23 protein-coding genes are annotated in these 25,389 nt (G+C 46.4%); 9 read left to right on the top strand and 14 right to left on the bottom strand.

Annotation, left to right across the window (positions count from 1 at the left end; genetic code table 11):
* Positions 1-6 precede the first annotated feature (6 nt).
* A complete protein-coding gene (locus RQP50_RS04900) occupies positions 7-1,797 on the bottom strand; it encodes a peptide ABC transporter substrate-binding protein (RefSeq protein WP_072729759.1) in 1,791 nt (596 codons plus the stop codon).
* 497 nt (positions 1,798-2,294) lie between these two features.
* Here RQP50_RS04900 and RQP50_RS04895 point away from each other — a divergent pair, with 497 nt between their 5' ends.
* A complete protein-coding gene (locus RQP50_RS04895) occupies positions 2,295-2,681 on the top strand; it encodes a DUF3899 domain-containing protein (RefSeq protein WP_315743660.1) in 387 nt (128 codons plus the stop codon).
* A gap of 130 nt (positions 2,682-2,811) precedes the next feature.
* On the opposite strand, the gene RQP50_RS04890 is transcribed toward RQP50_RS04895, so the two are convergent.
* The 10 genes from RQP50_RS04890 to RQP50_RS04845 form a co-directional block, all read right to left on the bottom strand.
* A complete protein-coding gene (locus tag RQP50_RS04890) occupies positions 2,812-4,083 on the bottom strand; it encodes an MFS transporter (protein ID WP_315743658.1) in 1,272 nt (423 codons plus the stop codon).
* Complete coding sequence (locus RQP50_RS04885; RefSeq protein WP_021253236.1) at positions 4,067-4,651, bottom strand: flavoprotein; 585 nt, start codon at positions 4,649-4,651, stop codon at positions 4,067-4,069. Before RQP50_RS04885 ends, RQP50_RS04890 begins: the two co-directional genes overlap by 17 nt.
* A complete protein-coding gene (locus RQP50_RS04880; RefSeq protein WP_072729762.1) occupies positions 4,635-6,002 on the bottom strand; it encodes a radical SAM/SPASM domain-containing protein in 1,368 nt (455 codons plus the stop codon). The genes RQP50_RS04885 and RQP50_RS04880 overlap by 17 nt, the downstream gene beginning before the upstream one ends.
* 599 nt (positions 6,003-6,601) lie before the next feature.
* On the bottom strand, positions 6,602-7,549 hold the full coding sequence (locus RQP50_RS04875; RefSeq protein ID WP_072729763.1) for a hypothetical protein: 948 nt from the start codon (positions 7,547-7,549) through the stop codon (positions 6,602-6,604).
* A gap of 38 nt (positions 7,550-7,587) precedes the next feature.
* Positions 7,588-7,989, bottom strand: a complete 402-nt coding sequence (locus tag RQP50_RS04870; protein WP_065293990.1) for a hypothetical protein — start codon at positions 7,987-7,989, stop codon at positions 7,588-7,590.
* A gap of 445 nt (positions 7,990-8,434) precedes the next feature.
* Complete coding sequence (locus tag RQP50_RS04865; RefSeq protein WP_072729765.1) at positions 8,435-8,974, bottom strand: NADPH-dependent FMN reductase; 540 nt, start codon at positions 8,972-8,974, stop codon at positions 8,435-8,437.
* Between the two features lie 52 nt (positions 8,975-9,026).
* On the bottom strand, positions 9,027-9,230 hold the full coding sequence (locus tag RQP50_RS04860) for a DUF3906 family protein (protein ID WP_044354322.1): 204 nt from the start codon (positions 9,228-9,230) through the stop codon (positions 9,027-9,029).
* Positions 9,231-9,410: 180 nt separating this feature from the next.
* Positions 9,411-10,382, bottom strand: a complete 972-nt coding sequence (gene pfkA, locus RQP50_RS04855) for a 6-phosphofructokinase (RefSeq protein WP_028533856.1) — start codon at positions 10,380-10,382, stop codon at positions 9,411-9,413.
* A gap of 24 nt (positions 10,383-10,406) precedes the next feature.
* Positions 10,407-11,489: a tetraprenyl-beta-curcumene synthase family protein gene (locus tag RQP50_RS04850; protein ID WP_021253243.1), complete on the bottom strand. Its 1,083-nt coding sequence runs from the start codon at positions 11,487-11,489 to the stop codon at positions 10,407-10,409.
* Positions 11,490-11,621: 132 nt separating this feature from the next.
* Positions 11,622-11,939: a hypothetical protein gene (locus tag RQP50_RS04845; RefSeq protein WP_021253244.1), complete on the bottom strand. Its 318-nt coding sequence runs from the start codon at positions 11,937-11,939 to the stop codon at positions 11,622-11,624.
* 190 nt (positions 11,940-12,129) lie between these two features.
* Here RQP50_RS04845 and RQP50_RS04840 point away from each other — a divergent pair, with 190 nt between their 5' ends.
* Both RQP50_RS04840 and RQP50_RS04835 read left to right on the top strand, forming a co-directional pair.
* Entirely contained in the window at positions 12,130-13,326 is a 1,197-nt protein-coding gene (locus RQP50_RS04840) for an MFS transporter (protein WP_315743644.1), read from the top strand.
* A gap of 93 nt (positions 13,327-13,419) precedes the next feature.
* On the top strand, positions 13,420-14,073 hold the full coding sequence (locus tag RQP50_RS04835) for a nitroreductase family protein (protein WP_021253246.1): 654 nt from the start codon (positions 13,420-13,422) through the stop codon (positions 14,071-14,073).
* A 130-nt stretch (positions 14,074-14,203) separates the two neighbouring features.
* Here RQP50_RS04835 and RQP50_RS04830 read toward each other — a convergent pair whose 3' ends face one another.
* Positions 14,204-15,097, bottom strand: a complete 894-nt coding sequence (locus tag RQP50_RS04830) for a helix-turn-helix transcriptional regulator (RefSeq protein ID WP_072729767.1) — start codon at positions 15,095-15,097, stop codon at positions 14,204-14,206.
* 154 nt (positions 15,098-15,251) lie between these two features.
* Here RQP50_RS04830 and RQP50_RS04825 point away from each other — a divergent pair, with 154 nt between their 5' ends.
* A complete protein-coding gene (locus tag RQP50_RS04825) occupies positions 15,252-18,548 on the top strand; it encodes a glycoside hydrolase family 2 TIM barrel-domain containing protein (RefSeq protein ID WP_315743641.1) in 3,297 nt (1,098 codons plus the stop codon).
* Positions 18,549-18,747: 199 nt separating this feature from the next.
* On the opposite strand, the gene RQP50_RS04820 is transcribed toward RQP50_RS04825, so the two are convergent.
* Positions 18,748-18,945, bottom strand: coding sequence for a cold shock domain-containing protein (locus tag RQP50_RS04820; protein WP_005546053.1), 198 nt, complete (start codon positions 18,943-18,945; stop codon positions 18,748-18,750).
* 263 nt (positions 18,946-19,208) lie between these two features.
* Here RQP50_RS04820 and RQP50_RS04815 point away from each other — a divergent pair, with 263 nt between their 5' ends.
* The 3 genes from RQP50_RS04815 (at position 19,209) to pepF (ending at position 21,703) form a co-directional block, all read left to right on the top strand.
* Positions 19,209-19,442, top strand: a complete 234-nt coding sequence (locus tag RQP50_RS04815) for a hypothetical protein (RefSeq protein WP_021253250.1) — start codon at positions 19,209-19,211, stop codon at positions 19,440-19,442.
* Between the two features lie 13 nt (positions 19,443-19,455).
* Positions 19,456-19,635 (top strand): hypothetical protein, encoded by a 180-nt coding sequence (locus RQP50_RS04810; protein WP_072729768.1) that lies wholly within the window; start codon positions 19,456-19,458, stop codon positions 19,633-19,635.
* Between the two features lie 274 nt (positions 19,636-19,909).
* Entirely contained in the window at positions 19,910-21,703 is a 1,794-nt protein-coding gene (pepF, locus tag RQP50_RS04805; protein WP_174810925.1) for an oligoendopeptidase F, read from the top strand.
* A 156-nt stretch (positions 21,704-21,859) separates the two neighbouring features.
* Here pepF and RQP50_RS04800 read toward each other — a convergent pair whose 3' ends face one another.
* Positions 21,860-23,467 (bottom strand): FAD-dependent oxidoreductase, encoded by a 1,608-nt coding sequence (locus RQP50_RS04800; RefSeq protein ID WP_072729770.1) that lies wholly within the window; start codon positions 23,465-23,467, stop codon positions 21,860-21,862.
* 184 nt (positions 23,468-23,651) lie between these two features.
* Here RQP50_RS04800 and RQP50_RS04795 point away from each other — a divergent pair, with 184 nt between their 5' ends.
* Both RQP50_RS04795 and RQP50_RS04790 read left to right on the top strand, forming a co-directional pair.
* Positions 23,652-24,041 carry a LapA family protein gene (locus tag RQP50_RS04795; RefSeq protein ID WP_072729771.1) on the top strand — a complete coding sequence of 130 codons (390 nt, stop codon included), beginning with the start codon at positions 23,652-23,654 and terminating at the stop codon, positions 24,039-24,041.
* 224 nt (positions 24,042-24,265) lie between these two features.
* Complete coding sequence (locus RQP50_RS04790; protein ID WP_072729772.1) at positions 24,266-25,351, top strand: M42 family metallopeptidase; 1,086 nt, start codon at positions 24,266-24,268, stop codon at positions 25,349-25,351.
* Positions 25,352-25,389: the final 38 nt, after the last annotated feature.

Raw genomic sequence — 25,389 nt, 5'->3', positions numbered from 1 at the left:
CTGGTATTAGTCGACAATGTCTGCTTGCAGGATGGCAAACCTGACTTCAGGGAAATACTTCCCTTTTGTAGCCAAATGAATACGATCTAGATAGATGACAGCATTATTGTTTTGGAAGACTGGAATTTGCGGCACGTAATCGGCTAGCATTTTCTCCATTTCCCCCAATGCCTTCAGTCGTTCCTCTGGCTTCAGCAGCAAATCGCCTGTCGTAGTGCGCTTCTGCAATGCGTCGAACGCGTCGCTGCTAAATCTATGGTTACGGTTCGGGAAGTCCTTCGTCCACACCTTCAAGCTGCTCCACGGGTTGAACGCATTTTGCGTCATCGAGCCGATACCCAGCTCGTACTTTCCTTCTTTGTAAGCGTCATAAGCGGATCTCGGTGGCATCGCTCTGAGCTTAATGGCCAACTTATCCTTGCCAAACAAATTTTCGTACATTTCTTGCGTCACTTCTGCCGTGCGCTTCATCGTTTCCTGCGCATCGAAGTAGGTGATTTCAATCGTTATTTTCTTGCTGCCGTTCGCCTGATACGCCTTTTCAAAGAATTCCTTCGCTTTATCTGGCTCGTAGCCTGTTCCTGGAGCTACGGCTAGCTTCCCTTCTTCGGAATCGCGATAGCGCTTGCCCTCTGTATAGTCTCCAACAATACATATCGTAGAAATATAATACGGTGCCGATTTGAACGTTTTGAAAATGCCCTTGGTAATTTTATCGCGATCGAGACCATAGTACAGTGCTTTGCGGAAATCGTTGTTTTTCAAAATCGGGTTGCTGTCCGATTCAGAGTTTATATAGAAGCCCCATACACCGTCAGCTTCTGTATAGACGACCCGCGGATCTTCGCCGTATTTGTCAAATTGTTCGCCGCTAATTGATACCGAGTCAATTTCGCCCTTTTCCCACAGTTGAACGCGAGTCGAGCTTTCCGTTACAACACGTGTCTCGATGCGATCAGGCTTATAGATAGCCGCCAATGGGGCATCTGGATTTTTCTCGAATGTGTGATGCTGGTCGCGTACCCACTCGGTCAAGCGATACGTCCCGGAAGAAGGAACCTGCTCTACCGTAGTTCCGTATGTCGTTTCGCTGCGATCGGGCTTCATGCCGCTCTCATACAATTTCTCGTGAACGGGAGATGTAGGCGAATTTGCAGTGACGGTAAAGTTGCTATAAATGTCAATTTCCGGCAATTCTGATTCCAGCGTGAGTTCCAGCGTGGTATCGTCTTTAGCCTTAATTCCGACATCTTCCCATTTGGCTTCACCCTTAAAGTATTTGTTAGCGTTTACAATAGGGATATCGTCAAATAATACGTATGAGTTCTTATTAGCAAGCTTCGGATCAAGCAGCATTTTATAGGAGTATTCATAAGTTTTAGCATTGATCGGCGTGCCGTCCGTCCACTTCAATCCTTCTTTTAACTTGAACGTCCATACTTTATTATCCGTTGTCGTTGGTAAATCAACTGCATGATTGCCAACAAATTTTATATTGTCCGTTGGTTCGTCATAAATAATCTCCAATAAATTTCCATAAATATATTTCATCATATCCGTAGTTTCGGCACTGTTGGATGTGTGCTGGTTGAACGTATCCGCGGACATCGTCGCAAGCCGCAAGACTTTCGGCTTATCGCTTGCAGTGCCTTTCGACTCTGTCGCAACCTTACCTTCATTCTCTTTACTTCCCTGATTCTCTTGTCCGGCATTCCCGCTCCCGCTCGTGCAACCCGCGAACGTAAGCATCATCATGATAGCCAAAACAACCAAGAACGGTTTTTTTGGCAGCTTCATACAATCCCCTCCTGATTTTCTCATTTTTTTCAATTCATTATGTAAAATATGTGGGTAACAAAGGAAAAAGAATATTGGGTCGATTATGCCAACAAAATTGACACCTTGTGAAATAATGTACCTTTGGATTGGATGGATGCGTTCACATTGTTGTAGGTTTGATACTAGACTGAGAGCCGATTCATTGAGGAAGATCATTACTTGTCGGTTGCTATATATGCGTATATACCACGAATCGACAACGATCAAATGCATACTTGTGAGGTAAATTATGGTATAGTTTTTTTTATAAATCTATCAAACTAAATACCCATAGTCAACAGTTAAATCACAGAATATCCCTTAGAATACTCAAGGAAATGCAGAAATAGGAGGATAAATGATGGATTATGCCGAATCATTCCTAGTCATCACATCAAAATATCTTCTCACTCGTCACATCAGAATCCTCCAACACATCTAGATACGAGCGAGTTTAAAGGGAAAGGATTTTCGCCATGAAACGACTGCTGCTTGTTGTAACCCTCTTATTTACAGCTGGTTATTCCATCTTAAACGGTCATAATTCCCTGCTTATAAACCTGTCGAATTCCTTCTTCATCATCGGTCTTATATACCTATTGATCGCCTTGCTTGCTTACGTGCGGAACATCGGCTTTTTTAAATCATTGAGCTATCATCTCCATCGCAAGGAGAAGGAAAAAGAACAGGCGCTTCATTACGATTCCAGTAACATATCGTCGTCTGGGCAGCCCAAAAAGAGAATGGCCCTGCATGAATATGCTGAATTGATTCGCACAAACCAATGGTCCAGCAAAATATTATATTTGTACTCGATTCCGCTGCTGTTGTGCTCCTGTATACTGGCGGTACTCGCAGCATAACAACCCCGCTCCATAACAGAACGGGGAGTAATCAAACGCTATTCAATCTTTAAAGCGTTCATTTCCATGTAATCACAAAGTATTAACCCGTCCAGCAAGGACGGGTCTAATCCTTCATCTCTCTTTTTGACTAATTGGACAAGGTCTGCTGTTGCACATGTTCCTGCTCTTTGCTTGTCTCCGAATCTGTATAGCTTAATTGACGCAATGCCGGCCGCGTCATCGCACCAAATACAATGACTAACAAAAATATCCCAAAAATACGCACAACAAGCTGGATACCTATCCCAGCATGCAGCAAATAGGCAACGAATGCGTAAGAAAGCGGTGTTAATCCGGTTACAATCGATATGAAGATACTCATTACTTTCCCTATCATATGATGGGGAGTACTTGAATGAATGTAAGTGAACAATGGGATATTCATAACCTGAATCAACACTCCAATCGTGAACAATACAAGCATAGACACGACTAAATGATGCACATATCCGAGTGACGTGTAAGCAATAACGATTAGAAACAACGAGCATAAAATAACAATTCCCGGTCTTGCGAAAGACTTTCGCAGCGATACAATAACGGATCCCAATATAAATCCGACTCCCAGCGAGACCTCTAACAGGGCTAACACAACTGCGTTCCCCTTGAAAATATCCTTAGCCAAAATCGGAAGCATTACCCCCATTGGACCAGTCACAAAAAAATTCATGATGAATCCAATTGCCATTAACGTGGGTAATGCGCGATGTGTACGAATATATTCGAAGGAGGAAGTCAATTCCCTCCACTTTGATTTTCTTGGTGTGCTGGAATCATGCGATTGAATCCGAATAAAGGATATAAGCGTAGTCGAAATAATGATAGAAATAAGACTGAATAGAAAGACACCGGAAAAGCCTATTGTAATAATAAACGTGCTGCTGATTAAGGGACCTATGATTAAACTGTACTGATTAGCCATACGAAGCAGCGCGTTGCCTCTCTGGTAAGCCTTTTTATCAATGATTGACGTAATAACAGAGTCATAGGCCGGGCCAGCAAATGCATCCAGCACACCGAACAAGAAGGAGACGATGATAAGGAATAACGGGGTGATCATATCCAGCCAGTACATCGTCAGCAGTACCCCGATTGAGAGCACCTTCATCCATTGCGATGAGAGGATAATGATCTTTCGATTGACGCGATCTGCGATTACTCCGCCGTATATCATGAACAGCAGTCTCGCACCGGAAGAGGAGAAAAGGATCAAACCCAAATAACTGCGCGAGTCAAATAAGGTCACTGTCAGCCATTCGACAGCAACAATGTAAATATAATACCCAGGACTGACTAGAATTGCGGCGGTCAGCAGCAGCATGTAGTTCCTGTTGCTACGGAGATTAGTTGTTGTATTCATAGGCAGGCTCATTCATTCTGGATTCTTCATGCAAGATCAACTGAATCAACTCTTCCGGTTGCGGAAGAGCGGCATCTGAACCGGTATAGGTTCCGCTTGAAGCTTTATATCCCTCTGCCTGTACATTAACGAACAGATGTCCATCCGTCTTGAGAATTTCCACGTTCCGCTGCACGCTCGGCTGATTCCACATGGTGTTATTCATATTCGGGGCGATGTATATCGGGTTCGTATAGTTCAATACGCAGCAGCTTAACAGATCGTCTGCCATCCCGTGCGCCATCTTGGCCAAGAAGTCTGCAGATGCGGGAAGTATGAGGAAGATGTCGGCATCCTGAACAGCGTTGACATGCGGAGCTTTGAGATTTGTCGTAAATAGATCATCATAGACATGATCGCACAAATTGGCTAGTGCAAGCGTAGACACGAACTGCTTGGCATTATCGGTAACGACAATATCCAATTGACACTGAAAGCGGCCTTTAAGCGCGAAAATATAGTTATGTACGTTCAAGGCGCCAATTGTACCTGTAATCCCTATTAAGATTTTGTTATACGCTCGGCTCATAAGCATAATCCTCATTTACTAGTGTAATGTACTTCTTAATACTCTTCTTGACTGGAGGACACGGTGTTGCGCCAGTCTCAATTCGTTCGAGCGGGCATGCATTCCCCTGGCATGATGGTCTGAAGAAGCATTTGGTGCAAGAAGCATCCTCATTGACTCCGCCTGTAACCCACAAGCTCCATTTCTCTTGATCAATGACCATATCCCCATTTTCAAGAATATCGCCTACATGATTCATTGGATTATTGAACGCAACTGTGCATTTGTAGATCATCCCGTCAGACCCGATTACACATGAGGATGGACTGGAGGCATAGCATTCAGAACCTCCTGGACGCAAATATTGCTTGTAGAAATCGAAATTAAATCCTTCTTCTTTCGCTTTCTCATAGAACGGAAACAGCATTTTCGTATCGCATAAATGGATGTCAGCTGTCTGTTCCCCTTTCAAATTCTGTATCGGCACGAAATGCAGCATGAAACGGGGATCGTCAACAAATGCACTGCTGACTAACGAAATATAGTTATCCATCACAGTCGACACTTCTTGATTGATATTGGAACGCAGTACAACATGGAATGGTTTATCGCTTTGCTTCATCTTCAATAAATTCGAGAAGATCGTATCAAATGTCTTCTCTCCAAATCGGCCAACTCGATAACTGTCATGCGTTTCCGCAGTCCCATCCAATGTGATTTGAAAGCTTCTCACATTCATCTCTAGCAGTTCCTCGAAAGTCTCACTATTAAGCAAATAGCCATTCGTTGTGATATTGGCGTGATATTGCACGTTGTATTTGGCGCAAATCTCCTTAATTGGAGCAGACATACGCTTTATGACATCGAATGATTTGAGCGGCTCCCCGCCAAACCAGCTAATGAGCAGCCGGCTATAATTTTTTACGTTTCTCTCCAAAAAGTTCAATATTCCTTGTTGCACTGATTCCTTCATTTCGGACTTCAGAAAGTCTTCATAACAGTAAGTACAACGGAAGTTGCAATCCTCATTTGGCAGTATTATTAACTGAAGCATACGGTTCTCAGCTAACATATTGTACTTTTGCGCAGTTGCCAGCTGAAATTCATTCACTCGATTCTTAACTAAGAAACCTTTATTTTGTAAATGTTGAATTAACCCACTGCGGATCTCATCTTGCGACTCTACTGCCTCGAGGTCCCTGACTTTCAACAGCTCATCAACAATCTCTGCCTCTCCACCAGTGAACTTACTTATTTTCCCGGTATATGAATTATATAGACGCAAATATTCACCGTCTGCGACACGAACATTGAAACGAGATGCCTTGAGCGTGCTGCTGTCCTGGATCGTTATATCTCCTCTTAATACCAATTGAATCCCTCCGCAGCTATTTAAAATACCTACCAAATTGAGAAATATGTTCTCGCTCAGCATTGTTGTTGTTATTACTATATGGATAACTGTCCTGCTCATTAGTGCAAGCGATTCAGTAGGATATCCTTGGTTCAAATAAATGTAAACGATTACAAAATAGGCTGGAGCCTATTTTGTAATCGTTGGGGATGAGTGCTTAACAGAAAATGTTGATTGTCTTGGATCCGCCTTCTTCGCCTTCTTTTTCAACTGAAAATGCCATTTGATTCACCTCCATAATTTGGTTTGTTTCCCACTTGCAAGTTCAGAATAATTCCATTTTATACTAAAGTCAACTCTTTTCTTGAAAATTTTTTTTGGTATAATATATAACAAAATTAGGTTTAATCCATGTATGACAACATTCTATCTATTACCCTCTAATCGCTAAGTAAACAAGTTGTTTCCACACTGATGTTAAGTTGATTCACTCCCTTATTACGAACATTCGATATCACTCTCCACAACAAAAAGAGCCAAAATCCTGCAGGCAGAATAATGGCTCCCCAACGTATATGTTATCTGTTACTTGTAATCATGACTCTTCCTCTCGTTTCTTAAGGCAAATATTCATATCTTACGTCGACCCAAGCATTTTCGTTTGTGGCAAGACCTAACGTTGCAGCAACGCCTGGCGACAAATCGATCCCGGCAGGATTGAGCACCTTGCGACCCTGTGAATCCTTGCCATTGTTCCAATTGTTATAATAGGCAGCTGTTGAAGCAGGAGTACCCAATGCTAATCCAGAGCCGAATCGCCTAGGATTGCTTCCGTTGGCAGTATCCCAGTAATTATCATCGACATTCCAAGGGCCAACATCCTTCACTTCTACACCAAGGGCAAACTTAACCGTATTTGGATTATAAACATTGACTACATACTTCGGATTGCCATACGTCCCTCGCAATTGGACTGGGATATTACTAATCCAGCCTTTATTCGCAAATTTAATATATTTATCAGGCAGTGCGACCTCATAGGAGCCGCTTATATCTGGATCATATTGAGTTGCAAAAATTCCAGAGATTCGCGGTACGTCAGCATTTGCACCGTATTTTGTCTTCAACCATGTATTTCTATATTCTTTCTCGTCTGCCCACCACTTCGTCACCCATTCTTCGAAGGCAATGTGCTTATCTTGGAGCAGACTCTGTAAGGCAGCATTCCGTACTTGAAATAAGGTGTCTGCCTTCGCGTTATAGCTGTCCACCGTTAGCGACTGCGCCTGCAGCTGCAGTGCTCTGGCTGAATTACGTTCTTTGAGCCCCATATCCTTTAGTTGTGTCATTTGCTGATCGGACAATCCCAGAGCCGACTGAAGTGAAGCTACATCCGCCTTCAGCTTGTCGTCCTTGGTCCAAAATAAATAATTCAATACTTCCTTGCTGTCCAGCAGTGGGTTCGATTGTTCATCAGTTGCATTTCCATAAGCAGATCCCGTCGAAGCAAAGAGAGACAAAATGAGAGTAAAAAGCAACATGATGGTCATATTCCTTTTTAACATAAGCTTCGCCTCCATATTTCATGGCATGTAATCCGTGCTTATTCATTACTCGCAAAACGATACCGGCTTACGACAAATATGCCAGAAGGACCTTCTTTACTCGGTTGGATGAGCTCTAGCTGAATGCTTCTCCCGTCTTTGAGTGTGTATTGGACAACTTTCTTGGCTTTCTCATCTACAATAAGCTTCACATCAATGTCTTCATTAACAACGAGGCCTTCTTGTGTATTGAGATACTCTCTTGATACTTGCTGCCAGTCTGTTAGTCCAGGCTTATGGCCTTCATCCACCTGTTTTTGCAAATTATCTGCTTCTTGCTGCGAGAAATTAGTGCTAACCCAACCCTCACCCTTTGAAGGTGAACCTGAACAACCAATCAATACAAACACTACAACTAAAAGTATGGCGCTAACGGAAAAGAAACTTGTCTTTACTCTCATATACGCGTCTCCTTCTCATCATTCGTATTTGTTGCCACGCTGGCATGTTATAGACGCGCAAGTTTGACCAATGTTTCTCGCATCACACCAAAGGCATCCCCCGCTTCTCTGATTGTTAGGGCTTGTCCCTCTTGTTGCCATCCCAACTGATGTATATCTATTACTACGTAATAGACCAATCAAACTTGACACAAATGTGAAAATATAAAAGCAGATTAAGCTTATTGAGATGAAAGACTAGATTGTATCCAGATGGAGTAGAAGAAATGATAATCGGTAACCGAGGGCGGGTTATGCTGGGAGTTATTGTAGCGTTCACACAAACACGAACACCTTATCGGGAAGCAGTGGGGCGGGGTATACTTTGACACCCTCACGTGCCTCCCTGCACAAGCGTATCCTTGTGCCTGCCTGAGGTGCTGGTACTTCATACTACATCAATTGCTTATGCAAGCTCACGAGTGCTCGCAGACAGATTCAAGAAATAGTTCAACGTCTTCTGAACTCGTTGAATCACTTGCTCCTGAACAGGCTGCCCTTCTGCTGTGAATTGTCTTGCATCGCCGCCGATGGAAATCCATTCTGGACAGTTAATTCCGTGCACATTGCGAACGATTGTCTGTAAATGCGTCAATGAACTGATACCAACCGCACCACCAGCAGAGCTGACCGACAAAACGACCTTATTGTTGAAATAGTCAAAGCTCAAATAATCGAGCGCGTTCTTCAGTACGCCGGATATACTCCCGTGATACTCAGGTGTAGCCAACACAATGGCATCAGCTGCGAGAACCGACTCTCTTAACAGCTTTACATTCGTATGCTGTTCTGCATCGTCTGGGCAGTAGAGAGGAAGCTGCAGTTCATTGAGATCAATGACTTGCGCCTCATGGCCTTTCTCCTGAATACTTGCTGCTAGATAACGAACAAGCTTCGTGCTTGTTGCTTCTTTACGATTGCTGCCAGAAATACATACGATGCGCATGATCGCACTCCCCTTCCATCATCATTCGGCTGACAAGCGTCTATTACGTCTATTAATCTCGAACGGGGATGATATATCCGCTGCCATTCACGCAGCGTTTCTTCTCTAGCAAAGTCAAGCCCTCCCAAGTAACACCCGGGATCTCCCGCTCGAAATGTGCTTCTGCTTGCAGAAATGCTTGTTCTTCTGTATCAGCTGTCAGCACACATACGAACGTTCCTTGCGTCGAGGACGCTTCCAACCGATATATGTACATTTTTCCATCCCCTTCCCTATCGCACATCATACATAAAACCGGAATCATGCGTCAAGATGTCACATCAATTGAAATCATTTATCCCTCCTCCGCACATCTTGCAAATATACAAAAAAACCCGGCCAACCGCATGATGCGGCTTTGCCGGGCTTATCCAAAGCTGCGTGAACCAGCAGCGTCTTATTGACATAGACGTGAAGCCAATTCGTACAGCTCCATATTGAATTCCTTCTTCGTGTTCACAACAAGATCGATGTCGGTTGCGACCAGCTCCCCCTTAATCATACCGCAAGCCTTGCCGGATTCGCCTTCTATCAGCTGGCGAACTGCGAAGTCGCCTAGACGGCTTGCCAAGATACGGTCGAACGCTGTTGGGGAACCACCGCGCTGAATATGACCGAGAACCGTAACGCGCGGCTCAACAGTTGGGCAGCGTTCAATGATGGCGTTCGCGACATCTTCACCGCGTCCAACACCTTCCGCGACGATAACGATGCTGTGGCGCTTGCCGCATTCGAAGTTCTCACGCATACGACCTGCAACTTCATCGATGTTATGGTCAACCTCAGGTACAAGAATCGATTCCGCACCACTAGCAAGACCTGCATACAGCGCTATATCTCCACAATGGCGACCCATCACTTCTACGACGGAAGAACGCTCGTGGGAGCTCATCGTATCGCGAAGCTTGTTTACTGCGTCAACTACGATGCTGACAGCTGTGTCGAAGCCAATTGTATAATCTGTAAAGGAAATATCATTATCAATTGTTCCTGGCAGACCCATTGTCTTGATGCCAAGCTTGCTCAACTTGTTCGCACCTTGATAGGAACCGTCGCCACCGATAACAATCAAGCCATCGATGCCGTGCTTGCGCAAAATGTCTGCACCCTTTTGCTGGCCTTCTGGAGTTCTGAACTCTTGGCAGCGAGCGGATTGCAGAATCGTTCCGCCACGTTGAATGATGTCACCTACACTGCGAATATCCATTGGGCGAATATCTTCGTTCAATAACCCTTGATAGCCGCGCTGAACTCCATAAACCTCAATTCCATTGAATATAGCTGCACGCACTACTGATCGGATTGCAGCGTTCATACCTTGTGAGTCTCCGCCGCTTGTCAATACGGCAATCTTTTTTACAGCAGACATGATTCGTTTCCTCCCTCATAATCCTCAATACATATGTTTACGTATCCAAAGACTGTTCAACCAGAAAAATAATCGCATAAGCGGACTATTCTTCATGAGACGCTTGGATACTTGTTGAACCGCGGCCTGTTCCCTTACTTTCGGATCTGATAAATATAGAGCTAGCAGCCCTTCTATAATCATACGATGAAATCGTCCATCCGGCAGTGAGCTAACTCGCACCGTTGCAAGGTCTGCAAAGTGGCCAATCCGGTTCACGACCAAGCTCTGATCGTCGTAATAATTGCAGAAATTCAAGTCTCCGCCGGCACGATCTTCTTCTTGGTCAATTAAATAATCTAACATAATATGCAGTCCACATACATATGGAAAATATGCCTCTAGAATGCGGTCTGCATCTGCTTGCGTCAGACTCTCGTCCGCCGCAGCCAAAAATAACTGGAACACACCTAGTGTGGAGCCGGTCGCCGCAGCGAATTCATTCCAGCCCAGCTCCGTATAAGCCGATTCATGCAGACTCCACCAATCCAGCAGCGCCTGCTCCCGGGAATCCGGGTGAATATGCTTGTACACCTGAAGGTCTGTATACAGTCCGACGAGACGAACAATATGCGGCTGTGCGATTCCATACGCCGGCAGCGAAGCAATACTATCTCTGCACGTCTGTACTAGATCACGCAAATAGCCCCCGTCCTCTTGATCATCACGGAGCGCATAATAGTCTTTGAGCGGTTCGTCCGGTTGGACCGCATCCAGCATAGCCTGATGGAGCAAGCGGAAATCCTCCGCATCCATCGAGGTGCTTCGGTCGCACAGGTTGTCCAAATAGTCACTGATCGTCTGAAAAGCAACAATGAGCGGGATCAATATATGGCGTACATCTAACCTAGCCGCAGCGTATACAGCACCGCCCTCACAATGAAATTGCTTGCTAGCGATGCTCGCGAGCGCCTGCTTGCGCAGCTCCTCGTTCGGAATTCGTTCAGCCCGCGTCTGCCAGCTTGCCAACGATTGACGAACCCCCGGCAATATATACTTATATACGCGGTACATGAGTCCGAGCGGCTCTTTCGGAGCTCGCGTACGGCGTTGCCTCACCTGATTCAAGAAAATCCTCCGTCCTCTGTGTAGGTCAACTTCTACGAGATGATGTTACTCACACTTATTGAGTACCCATTTTAACCACACCTATTATATTACGAAGTGACTAATTGCACAAACGATTGCATGCGATATTCACTAGTGGTGATTTTTGGCATCTACGTCCTGATGAACCCGGTACCACAAATTCAAATCGATAATTTGCGAAGCAAGCTCTGCGATCTCGCTATTCAGCCGGCAGGAAGCCTCAAATTGCTCCTCCTCATTCAGCGCATTCTGCTTCAAAACAATCGTACGTTCCAGCTCTTTAATACGGTCGGGAATTCTGCCGCGAGTGTGTTCCCACTTGTCCATAATGAGCACTTGTTCGTCCCAGCTCATTCCATCCCAAGAATCCTCAACTATGGGCACTTCAATACCAAGCCGTTCGTCGAATTCGAACCAATCATTCACCATGCTGCCGCACCTCCGGTAAATAGGATGCATCATTAATGCTGTTAATGTACCATGCCGCTTGCGAGGATGTAAATGACGAAACCGCCCCAATCCACAGGAAGCATGCTATACTAGGGATTATTCCATTTTTACTTGCTCAATTGACAACTCCGATTTATACACATTCATCTACTTCATGGAGGGAACACGCATGGCGTATCCGGCACCCCGGAACACAGAAGCGCATTGGCTGCGCGCCTTTACATTTATGATCTTTATGACCTCTTCGGTCGTTGTATCGTATTTGCCGCTCTACTACAAATCATTGCAGTTTACAAGTGTCCAGATCGGGCTTCTCTATTCCATTGGACCGCTCATCTCTATCATTTCCAACCTATTCTGGGGCGTAACCAGCGATAAACTCGGTACGTTGAAAAAAGTGCTCATCACGTTGTTGGTCGCACAAATCGTATTATCTGTGGCACTTGCTCAAGTATCCTCGTACGGGTTGGTTGCTCTGCTTCTCGTTTGCTTTTATTTCTTTTACTTTCCGATATATCCATTGAACGACAGCTTCGCGATTATGACTGCACAGGCTCAAGGCAAGAGCTTTATCGGCATTCGTGTTTTTGGATCGATCGGTTTCGCGGTATCTGCACTTTTATTCGGATTCATATTACGCTCGGTAGGCGCTTCGTACAGCATATGGGTCATTGTTCTGCTTGGCTTGCTGTCGCTGGGGCTTGCCTTCCCCCTTACTGATAAGCGCGCCATGATGAAGAAGATGGAACTGTCCGGACTGTGGGTTGTCCTGCGGCAGCGAGAAGTACTATTGTTCTTCCTGTTCGTGCTGCTGCTTGCCATCGGGCATCGTCTGAATGAAGCCTTCCTCGGATTGTCATTGTCCCAGATTGGGGCAGATGAATCTTTGGTTGGATGGGCTTGGATGCTCTCAGCGCTTAGTGAAATTCCAATCTTCTTCTTATTGAATGCCTATGGGGAGAAATTCAAGGAACTGCCGCTATTAGCATTCTCCGGGTTAACATATACCATTCGGCTTCTGCTTATTGCAGTGCTGCAAGATCCAACATGGATTGTTTCTACGCAGTTGCTGCACAGCGTGTCATTCGGGATCTTTTATTTCGTTGCCGTTCGCTATATAAGCCGTGTCATTCCTGACGAATATCGTTCAACAGGGCTTGCACTGTATACGATCGTCTGGTCCAGCATCGCAGGGCTCATAAGCGGAACTTTCGGTGGAATCTTAATGCAATCCTTCGGCAAGGATGTGCTATATGAGGTTGCAGCAGGGTTCTCATTTATAGCCTGCCTCGGCTTTATAACTATGGCTATCATTGCCCGTCATAGTGAAACAGCGACAATCCAAGCGTCCAGCAGACACAGCTAATTGCATTTTTTCAACTGTACCGTATAATAGTAGTAGGTCTTAATACAAGGTCTTAAAGCAATCATACTACTCGTTCGGTGGAGGGTCACCAATATGACAACAACGTATGAGACAATAAAGGAAGTCATTCATGGGCGCCGCAGCGTTCGTCGCTACGATGAACGTCCAGTGTCTGTCGACGACATTAAAGAGCTTGTGGATTGTGCGCGTTACGCGCCAAGCGACACAAACTCCCAAACATGGGAGTTCATCGCCGTTGTGAATCGTTCGATGATCAAGCAAATCGAGCAGCTTACATGGGATGCACTGCATGCCAAGGCTCAAATAGCGGAAGAGCAAGGATTAAACAAGGAAGCGAGAATGCTGCTCAAGTCCTTCGGGCCCTATGCAACGGCCTTCTCAGACGCACCAGCACTCATTGTATGCTTAGCGACGCCTTACACTTCGAAATTCCGTGAGCGCATCTTCGATCCGATTCAACTGGTGCCGACTGCGGTATGGGAAGAAGAGGGCATTAAGAGCAGCTGCTTGGCCATTCAAAATCTGATGCTGGCCGCTCATGCGCAGGGCTTGGCTACCTGTCCAATGACTGGCCCTGTCCTACTGGCTGCTGATGCAATCAAGTCACTGCTTGACATTCCAGAAGACCGCCAGGTCAACATGGTGCTTGCACTCGGCTATCCGCTGGAAACACCGGCCAAGCTCCCACGCAAGCCGGTCGAAGAGATACTGCGCATCATTGAATAACAGGGCATGTCCACGTACCAATAGCACATGAAGCCCCTTAGCTCCCCACAATAACTGTGGCGGAGCAAGGGGCTTCTCTTTTGGGAGATTCGTATTATTCCTACTATAAGATCTGATATTACTGCCGGATCTATGTTCCATTCACTTCCGTAGCATCAAATACACGATGATCACCCATCAGTTTCCCCGCATGAAGGAGACGGAACTGGACTGGCGTCATTCCCTCTTGCTGCTTGAATCGATGAATGAAATAACTCGTGTGCATGAAGCCAACCTCCTGTCCCACCTGCTGGACAGACAGCCTCGGGTAAGCGAGTAGAAGCTGCTTCGACTTACGAATCCGCAGACGTATCACATATTGAAGCGGCCGCATATCAAGTGTTCTTCGAAACAGCTTGCATACATATTGCGGAGTAACACCTATCTGGTCGGCCATCTGCTGAAGTGTAAGCTCCTGATGAACATGTTCTTGAATCCACTCCAACAACGGCGTTAACGGATCATTATCCACGTGCCGCCCTTCCCTGACCAGAGTCTCCCATCCGGATTGAGTCCACGCCATAATCAGCTCATAGGCAAGTCCTGACAGCATTGTGCCTTGTCCCTCATTGAACGAGGATCGGTTCAATAGAGCAATCGCCCTCTTGATTGGCTCTAGCGTGAGCTCAGGGTTCATTGGAGTAATCCTTGTCGATTGATACAATTGAGCCGCAGTCAGCAGCTCCTGCGATAAGCTTCCTTGAAATCCAAACCAATAGATTCCCCACGGCTCCTCAATTGGCCTATATTCATGCGGTATATGGGGAAATAAGATAACACCCTGCCCAGTCTCAACAACGATAGGCTCGTTCATCCCCTTCCACCAGAACTCGCCGCGGCCGGACGTGCATTGCAGCCACTGGTAATCAGGATATCCGCTCAGTCGCACAATTTCCTGTTGGCTTACCCAGCTTCCTACCGTGGTTACAACGAGTGGCAGTGACCGATCACGCTCGCTTATCATTGGAAAATGAAAATGCTGCATCGACTTCACCTGTTTCGAGTTTCATATATTGTTATTTCAAATAAAATCGTTAGATTGATTGAGCGTCTTTTTTCATTTTAACATATATACAATCAATAGCCTTTTACATTCATATCGTGATATTGAGTCTATAGCATTTGAAGGGAAGATGAGAATGTCAGTAGAACAAATGAACCTGGTAGATCCGCACAATGAACAAGCTTCATTAACACTGAATGAATTATTGCAATCACCTACTGTATTGCATCAACAACGCCTCCATGACCGTGCCTACTTCATTCCTTGTGCAAGCGCCTCCGAAGCATTGACGTACGAGCGCGGTGCATCGGCCTATTTCCAGCAGCTGAGCGGTACCTGGAAATTCAGCTACGCAGCGAGTCCCGAGCAAGCACCGGCAGCGTGCTGGATGCCCCAGTACGATGATTCCGAGTGGGACGAGATTCCGGTACCTTCGAATTGGCAAATGCACGGCTACGGAAAACCAGAATATACGAATATCCTCTATCCGTTCCCAGTTGAACCGCCCTTTGTTCCCCATGAGAATCCTACAGGAACGTACCGCAGGACTTTTTGGATGGAGCCAAGCTGGATGGAGCAGCGGGTCATCCTTCGATTCGAAGGTGTGGACAGCGCATTTCGAGTATGGGTGAACGGGCACTATATTGGCTACAGTCAAGGAAGCCGCATTCCTGCTGAATTCGACATCCGTCCCGCGCTTCAGCAAGGTATGAATCAAATTACCGTTCAAGTATACCAATGGTGCGACGGCTCCTATCTGGAAGATCAGGATATGTGGTGGTTAAGCGGTATTTTCCGCGATGTGTATTTGCTGGCCTTCCCGACGGAGCATATGTGGGACTTTACGGTTCGCACGCACCTGCTCGACAATGGTGAGCGTGCTCAACTGGACGTTGATGTCGAGCTCTGCATCAGCGAGGAGGCTGCGCAGTCACATACATTTGCATGGACATTATTGAATGCTGCCCGCCAGCCAATTTCACCGACGAACACAATCTTGGTATGTGATCGATGCCAGCAATCAGAGCCAATCATCCGGGTAAGCACTACCGTAGAAGCCCCTACACTATGGTCAGCGGAGACCCCTTATTTGTATCATCTCGTGCTGGAGCTTCGAGACAAGAACCAAGAGGTCATTCAAGTAATCTCGCAGCGAATCGGATTCAGAGAAGTGAAGCTTACCGGTACGAATCTTCTCGTAAACGGGAAGGCCATCATGTTCAAGGGCGTCAATCGGCATGAATTCCATCCGGATCATGGACGTGCGGTTCCCTATGCCACAATGGTCGAAGATGTGCGCTTAATGAAGCAGTTCAACTTGAATGCTGTTCGGACCTCACACTACCCGAATGATCCGCACTTCTACGCCTTATGTGATGAGGCAGGGCTATACGTAATCGACGAAGCGGACTTGGAAACACATGGATTTCAAGCTGCCGGGTGTTGGTCACTGCTCAGTGAGGATGAGACGTGGAAACAGGCCTATGTGGAGCGAATGCAGCGGATGGTAATCCGTGACAAAAATGCGCCGAGCGTCATCATGTGGTCGCTTGGCAATGAATCCGGCTGCGGGCCCAATCATGCAGCCATGGCTGAGTGGGCACAGCAATATGATCCGACTCGCCCCGTTCATTACGAAGGCGATTGGAGCAACATGCTTGAACTCGGCATCCGCTCGACGATGTACCCAACACTCGAAGCCATTGAGAAGGTTGTCCAGTCTGATGACGATCGTCCGTATATTTTATGTGAATTCGCGCATGCAATGGGCAACGGACCGGGAGCGCTTAAGGACTACGTGGAAATGTTCTATCGCTACCCGAAGCTGCAAGGTGCGTTCGTCTGGGATTGGGTCGATCAAGGCATTCGGCGTGAGCGAGAGGATGGCCGCCAAGAAATGGCGTATGGTGGTGACTTCGGCGAGCTTATTCATGACGGAAACTTCTGCTTGAATGGACTCATCGACGGAGACCGTAAGCCGTGGCCCGCTCTGCATGAATACAAAAAAGCGATCGAGCCTGTCAAAGTCTATGCCAGCAGCGAACCAGGAGAATATATCATCGAGAACCGGTACGACTTCCTTCCATTATCATGCTTGCGCGGTCACTATTCCATCATTGCCGATGGTGAACTAATTGCCGAAGGGACATTCGAGGTACCCGAAGTACCTCCACGTGAGCGCGCTGCATGGCGGTGGGATGCGCGGACAGCGATTCGAGCCGCGTTCGGCCATACGATATCTGAACCGGCATTTCAGCATATGTGGCTTCGGTTCTCCTTCCGTTCGGGTAGCGGCACTTATGGCACAATCCCCTGGCTTCCTGTGGGTCATGAAGTGGCATGGGCTCAATTTGAGCTTGAGCCTTCGCAGGTTCTTCAGCTACAGCATACCGATTGCATACAGGAGACAGCAGCTTCCTCTACCATATCATCGTCTAAGCGCAGCCTGACATCCGGCTTCGGTATTAATACTGCCCCTGCAGGCATGATGTCGCTGAAGCCCATTTCGATCCATGACCAAGGAGCTAGCCTCATCCTTACAGGCAGCAGCTTTACTATGGTGATCAATCGGTCAGACGGAAGCCTTCTCTCTTGGCGTTTCCATAATACAGATTTGCTAACTGGCAGTCCCCGCCTTCAATTATGGCGTGCCGTTATCGATAATGATCGCTATCTAGGGACGGATTGGCGGAATGCTCGACTACATCAATTGAAGGAACGGATAAAACAGGTGACCATCGATTCATCACGCGCAGCAGAGGGGATGATTACCGTAACGACCTGCTTCCGGTTAGGAGCACCTGCCTTCATGTGGGGATTGGCCTGTGAGCAGATCATGACCATACAAGGAAATGGGATCATACAGCTGCACATTGACGTACGGCCTGAAGGATGCCATCCAGAGGTTCTCCCTCGTTTTGGCTGCGAGCTTGGCATCCCTGCCGGCTTGAATTCCTGCAGCTGGTATGGACGCGGTCCAGGCGAAAGCTATGTCGACAGCAAGCAAGCAGCTGCAATTGGCTGGTACGAAGCGAAGGTCGATGATCTTATGGTCGCATACGAGAAGCCGCAGGAGAATGGCAATCGTACAGATACAAGATGGGTATCTTTTGTGAACGCTCAAGGCACAGGACTATTCTTTACAAGCAGTTCTGGAGTGGACACCTTTGACTTTAGCGCCCATCGTTACTCGGTCATGGACTTGGAGAATGCCGCCCATCATGCTGATCTAGTGCCTCGAAGCGATATTGTTCTTCATCTGGACAAAGCACAGAATGGTCTTGGTAGCAACAGCTGCGGCCCGAGAGCGCTCCCTGAGCATGAATTGAAGTGCATGGACATGTCATTCAGCCTGCAAGTGATCCCATTCAACTGTGAGACACTGTCTCCGAGGCAACTTGCGCGGCTCGTGAACAGCGGTATTCTATCTTAATTAAATCCAAGACTCTCGGATCGAGCATATCATTAAGAACAAGCCTATGAACAAACAGGGTACAGAATAACAAAATAATAGGTTCAGGCTACTGCGATCAAATGAGAACATAAAAAAGCAGCCATGCTCAACATGAACATGGCTGCTTGGCGTTGCTAGTGCACTATTTATAAATGACAGCCCTTAACGGGACAATTCATTATAATTTAATGACATTAGCTGCTTGCGCACCGCGATTGCCTTCAGTAATATCGAACTCTACTTCTTGGCCTTCGTCAAGTGTTTTGAAACCGTCGCCTTGGATTGCGGAGAAATGAACGAATACGTCTTCGCCGTTTTCCACTTGGATAAATCCGTAGCCTTTTTCTGCGTTAAACCATTTTACAGTACCTTTCAAAGTCAAAACCTCCTCACTTCTTCGCCCTGACAGGCGAATAGTAATATTATACTTAAGCAAAAAGTCAAACGCAACTTTTCCCACAAAAAAAGATTTCTAAAAAAATTGCAAATAATGTGATCAATATTGCGGTTTTCCAGTGAAATCAGATTTGATTTCATTTAATGGCTAAGGTATCATGATCGGTAAGACGAACTGCTTGGCAATACCGCTTACAACTTAGAGTGACAGTGCCCTGCACCAAGAAACGAGGGAACCAAATTATGATGAAGAAACATGTTATTTATAAAAAGGATAACTGGAATATGCTTACGGTTGAAGTACAAGGCCGTTATATCGTATTGCGTGAAATATCCGAACAATGGGGAGAAGAATGCCATAACTTCTTGAGCCGTCCGGCCTTGATGCATTGGGCTGAACAACGCTTTCCTAAAGAAGATTACGTAGGCAAGGAAGAAGAATGGAACGAGATCATGGACAAATTCAAGCAAGTATAAAGGCAGGATGCTTATGAATTCATCAACGAACCTTATTTTTGTTTTGCTTGCATTTTCACTTGGAGTGATCCTAGTCTGGAAGAGAGACACGCTGCCAGAGAAGCTGCGCAGGCCGTTGGCAATTACTGCATTATGCTTGATTACATTCGCCTTCTTCCTAATTGTCTATTCTTTCTTTGCGCTCGGCAGTTAGCTTCTCCAACGAACAAGCACAGCCGCCCGCAACAAATAGTTTGGCGTTCTCTGGTCATACTACCCTACAGATTAATCGGTGAGTGCACACAGCACCATTGCCGCACGGCAACGCTACCGGAGGGGGATATATGGCCACGACACGCCAATTGGTTATCGGGCTGGTCACCTCTGCCATCATGGTGACCAGCCTACTGTCTGCTTCAACAGCCGCTAGTTACAAGCAAGCGACAGTGAAGCCATTATCGCAATATCAATATATAAGGAGGGTACATATGGAACAAGTATGGAAACGTTCAGAAGTCCCACAGGATGTCCGCTGGAAATTGGAGGACTTATTCGGATCACAAGCAGAATGGGACAAAGAATTCTCGCTGGTTAACCAGCTGTTGGATAAAATGAAGCAATATCAAGGCAAGTTGAATGATGCGGAAGCACTGAAGAATTGCTTTGAGCTGGAAGACGATATTTCCCTACATACAGAGCGCCTGTACGTATATGCGAGCATGCGCCATCATGAAGACACAGCGGAACCTGGATATCAGGCATTGTCCGAGAAGGCCAAGCAATTAAGCGTAACAGTTGGGGAGGCTCTCTCTTTCATTACGCCTGAAGTTCTGTCCTTGTCTGATGAGCAATTGAATGCCTTCATTCAAGAACCGAAGCTGGCTGCTTACCGCTTCACGTTGACTGAAATGCAGCGCCAAAAGGCACATATTCTGTCCAAGCAAGAAGAAGCGCTGCTCGCGCAAGTTGGAAGCATGTCCAAGGCGCCTGAGACCATTTACAGCATGCTGAACAATGCCGACATGAAGTTCCCAACGATTAAGGACGAGAACGGCAAGGATGTAGAGCTGACACATGGCCGCTACATTCAATTCCTTGAAAGCCGCAACAGCGAAGTTCGCAAGGCTGCTTTTGAAGGCGTATACGGTACATATCGCAAGCTTCGCAATACAGTTGCTTCTACACTCAATGCGAACGTACAGAAGAACCTGTTCTATTCTCGCGCACGCAAATACCCTTCCACATTGGAAATGTATCTGTACGGCGACAACATTCCGAAGGAAGTATATACGAATCTGATTGACACGATCCACAAGCACTTGCCGCTTATGCACCGCTACATGAAGCTTCGCAAGCAGCTTCTGGGTGTGAAGGAACTACATATGTACGACCTATTCGCTCCGGTTGTCGATGAGTTCGACATGAATATTACATTCGAAGAAGCGAAGGCAACTGTTAAGGAAAGCTTGAAGCCGCTTGGTGAATCGTATCTGAATGTGCTTCAAGATGGTTTCGACAACGGATGGATTGACGTTTATGAAAATGAAGGCAAGCGTACTGGCGCATACAGCTGGGGCGCATACGGCACGCACCCTTACGTGCTGTTGAACCATAAAGACAATTTGAACAGCATGTTCACATTGACACATGAAATGGGTCACGCACTGCATTCGTACCATTCGGACAACAACCTGCCATATCGTGACGCGCAGTACACCATCTTCTTGGCAGAGGTTGCTTCCACATTGAATGAAGCGCTGCTCATGGATTATATGCTGAAGAAGACAACGGATAAGAAAGAAAAGATGTATCTGCTTGCATACTACATCGATCAATTCCGTACAACTGTATTCCGTCAGACGATGTTCGCTGAATTCGAGATGATTATCCATGATCACGCTGAGAAAGGTGAAGCACTGACACCGCAGCTCCTCTGTGACGTGTACTATGACTTGAATAAGAAGTACTACGGAGATGACATGGTCATCGACAAAGATATCGAGATGGAATGGGCACGTATTCCTCACTTCTATACAAGCTTCTACGTGTTCAAATACGCGACAGGCTTCTCGGCTGCACAAAGCTTCGCGAAGCAAATTCTCGAAGAAGGTCAACCGGCAGTCGATCGTTACACAGGCTTCTTGAAGAGCGGCGGCAGCGACTTCTCGATCAACATTCTGAAGAAGGCCGGCGTCGATATGTCCACTCCGAAGCCAATCGAAGAAGGCATGAGCTTGCTTGAATCCCTTATCAAAGAGATGGAACAGCTCGCAGCAAAATAAATGTAAAAGAGACGCTAGACAGCCTAACTAACTGCTGTCTGGGCGTCTCTTTTTTTGTCAGCTATCCTGTCACATTCACTCTTGTATCAAATTGAGTAAACCTAGGGACACGATGCGTGCTAATAGGTAAGAAGCGAAGAAGTTGATATAGCTGCGCTATGTGATTTCGGTTCCATCGAACGGCCAGCTTCGCTGTACGCCTGCCCCATCCAGCTCCGCTTGATAAGCGCTGAGATGCTGCTTATCCTCATAGACCTTGCGCGGAATGATCCCTTGCTCAATCGAATAAGCGATCAAGTGACCGACGGATTCTCCAATATTCCATTCGGTTGGATGCAAGCGATAGCACCCGTTAGTAAGCTGAGTCGTACCGATATTTTTGCAAGCAGGCAGAACATTCGTGACCCGCTTCGGAATGAGAGATCCAAGTGGAATTTCATAAGGCAAGGTCGGAATATAGCAGCTTCGTCCAGTCTTGGTTGTTGTATGCAAATCCATAGAATAATGCCCTACTCCTACACTATCCTCATATCGACGAATACCTAGTCCCTGCCCCTTGCGAAGCTCCTTGCTCACATCATGTTCCGTTATCGTATATAAGGCATGAATTCTTCTCGATTCACGAATGTAAGCCGACTTAGCAAGACCATCATCAGTGCCGACAGATGGGCGATACAAGCGGAATTCGGGGTACCCTACTCCACCATCTTCACGTGGCGCTTCTGTCTGAAGCCAGTATAACAGAGACAAGCTTAACTGCTTAGCCTCCTCAACAATCGCATCCCGCTCTTCATAACTCATCTCAACAGGAGATGCAATGGAATAATCATTTTGCGGCCAATTAATTAAGGACAGATCTCCCTCATAATGGCCGTCCCGAAACTGCGATGCGTCCACAGTACGGCGATACGTCCACAGAGGCAGCGGGTCTATACCGTCGGGCATGCAAATGAACTTGCGCAATTCATGAGTCGCATTCGGCTTTGTATCCCACCAACTTAACAAAGGATAAGGCGATCCTTCATGGTGAAAGCGCCTCCACCAATCATAACTTGCCGGCTTGGCAATCAGCTCATTGTGTTCAGCGGCGTTGGCATCCAGCTTCTCCAGCGACATCACTACTGTAAACGCTTGCAAATCAGCTGGGTCTGCTTCTGTTAGCGCATGAGGCTCCCCTGTCATCTGCTGTGATTCAGCACCAACGATATATTCAACACCTGCGAGCGGCAGCACGTCACCACATTCTGTTGCATCTACGTAATATTGTCCAGTGAGTACTGTCTTCTCTCCTGTAATTCGATTGAGCACGGTGATGTCTTGTACGGCATCGCCTTGTGTGTGCGCTTCAAGCGGAACCGTATGATACAAAATGTGCAGACGCCCTTCCTCAACATGAGGGCGAAGCCACGCTTGCAGCAGATCATGCGCAACATTCGGCTCGTGACACAGCCGGCTTACCCATCCATTCCCCGGATTGAAAGTATTGTCGTATGCATCTCGATCCTGCAGCAGCTCCGGCTTCACAAGTGCAGCATAATAACTCCGAATCTGATTGCGGAATACTCGATAAGCAGCAGTACATCCTGTTTGTTCAATCCATGGGTGTTCATCTGGTGGAACTGCTTGACTGGTAAGCTGGCCGCCAATCCAGTCCGTCTCTTCTGTCATGATCACTTCTAGGCCCCGATTCGCCAGTGTCCAAGCTGCCAGCGTTCCCCCAAGCCCTCCACCAATAATGACAACGTCTGCCTTCCTCGTATTCATGAATGTCCCTCCATTCACTTCCAGATCATTCCTCCCATGATCATATCATGACATGTCTGTATTATGAATCCTTATTCCATAATGAAAATATTTGATTGGAGCAACCATTCAACTTGTGGCGAATGAAGTCGAACATTATACTGAGAATAGATACATAAACATAATGGTAAGGAGGCTACCTGCAATGCGTATTCAATGGTCCCTGCTAGCAGGACTTATATTTGCGCTCATTACGGCGATATTTGCAGTCATTAACGTGAATCCAGTACAAGTGAATCTCTTGTTCGGCACGTTCGATGTACCGCTCATTCTTCTCATTTTGGGCTGCACCCTGCTTGGAGCTGTAATTGTCGGTTCATACAGCATCTACCTGCAGTTCCGCTCCCAGAAGAAGATTAAGCAATTGGAGCATCAGCTTGCTCAATATACAGGCGACGCTGACACTAGCTTGTTCGAGAATCATGAATCGACAAACAACCTGGAAGAATTGCATCCTCATGGCGACAGCACGACAAATGAGGATTTAACAGGACTCACATCAAGCACAGCCAATTCGAGCAAGATTGATCACTAGCACCAGTACTTGCATCAGTACTTGTATTAGTACTTGCATCAGTACTTGTATTAGTACTTGCATTAGTACTTGCATCAGTACTTGAATTAGTACTTACATTAGTACTTACATTAGTACTAGTCTCAGAACTAGTATTTGCATTAACATTAACACTGATTAACACTGGTATTTAGCGTTTAGCGATTAAATCGTACCCATTTATCATATCAAGGAGGAATACAGTCATGACTGCACCTGATCATTCAACTATTTCATCACAACCCTTCCAAGCGATAATTGACGAAAATTACGTAACTTCCTTCCTGCTCGAATTGCTTAATACACCGAGTCCAACAGGCTATACCCACCATATTATGGCCCGCATTGGCCGTGAAGCGGAACAACTCGGATACGCATTCGAGCAGACTCAAAAAGGCTGTGGCGTCATTAAGGTAGCAGGAGAGAAGCACGATTCGAACAAAGTCATCGGATTGTCTGCCCATGTCGACACGCTGGGTGCTATGGTACGATCCATCCATGCTGATGGCACACTTCGCTTAACTTCCCTAGGCGGATATATGTCTAGTTCCATGGAGAATGAATATTGCCACATACATACTCGTGACGGTCGTACATACACAGGAACAATTATGACGAACCACCCTTCCGTGCATGTATACAGCGACGCACGCGAATACGCACGTGAAGAGAAGAACATGATTGTGCGCATCGATGAGCTTGTACATACCAAGAAAGATACCGAGGAACTTGGCATTCGCACAGGTGATTACGTTTCATTTGACGCACGTCCTGTACACTTGCCAAATGGATTTATTAAGTCGCGCCATCTGGATGACAAAGCTAGTGTAGCTGCCTTATTCGGATTGCTGGAGAGCATGAAGCGCCACGCATGGCAGCCAAAGCACGATATTGTCATTTTCATTACGAATTACGAAGAAATCGGACATGGCGCATCCTACATTCCCCAGGAAATAACGGAGATGCTTGCTGTTGATATGGGAGCTATGGGCGATGATCTGTCTTGCAAGGAGACGGACGTGTCCATCTGTGCGAAAGATTCATCCGGGCCTTACGACTATATGATGACGGGCACTCTTATTGCTCTGGCAGAACGAGAGGGAATCGAGCATGCAGTTGATATTTACCCTCACTATGGTTCCGATGCTTCAGCTGCGCTTCGCGGTGGCAACAACATCCGTGCTGCCTTAATTGGGCCAGGCGTTCATGCCTCACATGCGATGGAACGCACTCATCAGCGGGCAGTAATCAATACAGCACGCTTGATTGCTGCATACATCACAGAGGAATAAGAACCTGATCCCTTATAATAAATGCTGTCTAAATGTCA

This window comes from Paenibacillus suaedae, from assembly GCF_032337355.1.
Taxonomy (GTDB): domain Bacteria; phylum Bacillota; class Bacilli; order Paenibacillales; family Paenibacillaceae; genus Paenibacillus_B; species Paenibacillus_B suaedae.
Note: the sequence above shows the minus strand (reverse complement) of the source record. Positions and strands in the feature narration are given on the sequence as shown.

Excerpts from the sequence above, each read along its gene's own strand:
- RQP50_RS04900 (WP_072729759.1), bottom strand. The coding sequence starts at position 1,797 with ATGAAGCTGCCAAAAAAACCGTTCTTGGTTGTTTTGGCTATCATGATG.
- RQP50_RS04895 (WP_315743660.1), top strand. The coding sequence starts at position 2,295 with ATGAAACGACTGCTGCTTGTTGTAACCCTCTTATTTACAGCTGGTTAT.
- RQP50_RS04890 (WP_315743658.1), bottom strand. The coding sequence starts at position 4,083 with ATGAATACAACAACTAATCTCCGTAGCAACAGGAACTACATGCTGCTG.
- RQP50_RS04885 (WP_021253236.1), bottom strand. The coding sequence starts at position 4,651 with ATGAGCCGAGCGTATAACAAAATCTTAATAGGGATTACAGGTACAATT.
- RQP50_RS04875 (WP_072729763.1), bottom strand. The coding sequence starts at position 7,549 with ATGTTAAAAAGGAATATGACCATCATGTTGCTTTTTACTCTCATTTTG.
- RQP50_RS04870 (WP_065293990.1), bottom strand. The coding sequence starts at position 7,989 with ATGAGAGTAAAGACAAGTTTCTTTTCCGTTAGCGCCATACTTTTAGTT.
- RQP50_RS04865 (WP_072729765.1), bottom strand. The coding sequence starts at position 8,974 with ATGCGCATCGTATGTATTTCTGGCAGCAATCGTAAAGAAGCAACAAGC.
- RQP50_RS04860 (WP_044354322.1), bottom strand. The coding sequence starts at position 9,230 with ATGTACATATATCGGTTGGAAGCGTCCTCGACGCAAGGAACGTTCGTA.
- pfkA (WP_028533856.1), bottom strand. The coding sequence starts at position 10,382 with ATGTCTGCTGTAAAAAAGATTGCCGTATTGACAAGCGGCGGAGACTCA.
- RQP50_RS04845 (WP_021253244.1), bottom strand. The coding sequence starts at position 11,939 with ATGGTGAATGATTGGTTCGAATTCGACGAACGGCTTGGTATTGAAGTG.
- RQP50_RS04840 (WP_315743644.1), top strand. The coding sequence starts at position 12,130 with ATGGCGTATCCGGCACCCCGGAACACAGAAGCGCATTGGCTGCGCGCC.
- RQP50_RS04835 (WP_021253246.1), top strand. The coding sequence starts at position 13,420 with ATGACAACAACGTATGAGACAATAAAGGAAGTCATTCATGGGCGCCGC.
- RQP50_RS04830 (WP_072729767.1), bottom strand. The coding sequence starts at position 15,097 with ATGCAGCATTTTCATTTTCCAATGATAAGCGAGCGTGATCGGTCACTG.
- RQP50_RS04825 (WP_315743641.1), top strand. The coding sequence starts at position 15,252 with ATGTCAGTAGAACAAATGAACCTGGTAGATCCGCACAATGAACAAGCT.
- RQP50_RS04815 (WP_021253250.1), top strand. The coding sequence starts at position 19,209 with ATGATGAAGAAACATGTTATTTATAAAAAGGATAACTGGAATATGCTT.
- RQP50_RS04810 (WP_072729768.1), top strand. The coding sequence starts at position 19,456 with ATGAATTCATCAACGAACCTTATTTTTGTTTTGCTTGCATTTTCACTT.
- pepF (WP_174810925.1), top strand. The coding sequence starts at position 19,910 with ATGGAACAAGTATGGAAACGTTCAGAAGTCCCACAGGATGTCCGCTGG.
- RQP50_RS04800 (WP_072729770.1), bottom strand. The coding sequence starts at position 23,467 with ATGAATACGAGGAAGGCAGACGTTGTCATTATTGGTGGAGGGCTTGGG.
- RQP50_RS04795 (WP_072729771.1), top strand. The coding sequence starts at position 23,652 with ATGCGTATTCAATGGTCCCTGCTAGCAGGACTTATATTTGCGCTCATT.
- RQP50_RS04790 (WP_072729772.1), top strand. The coding sequence starts at position 24,266 with ATGACTGCACCTGATCATTCAACTATTTCATCACAACCCTTCCAAGCG.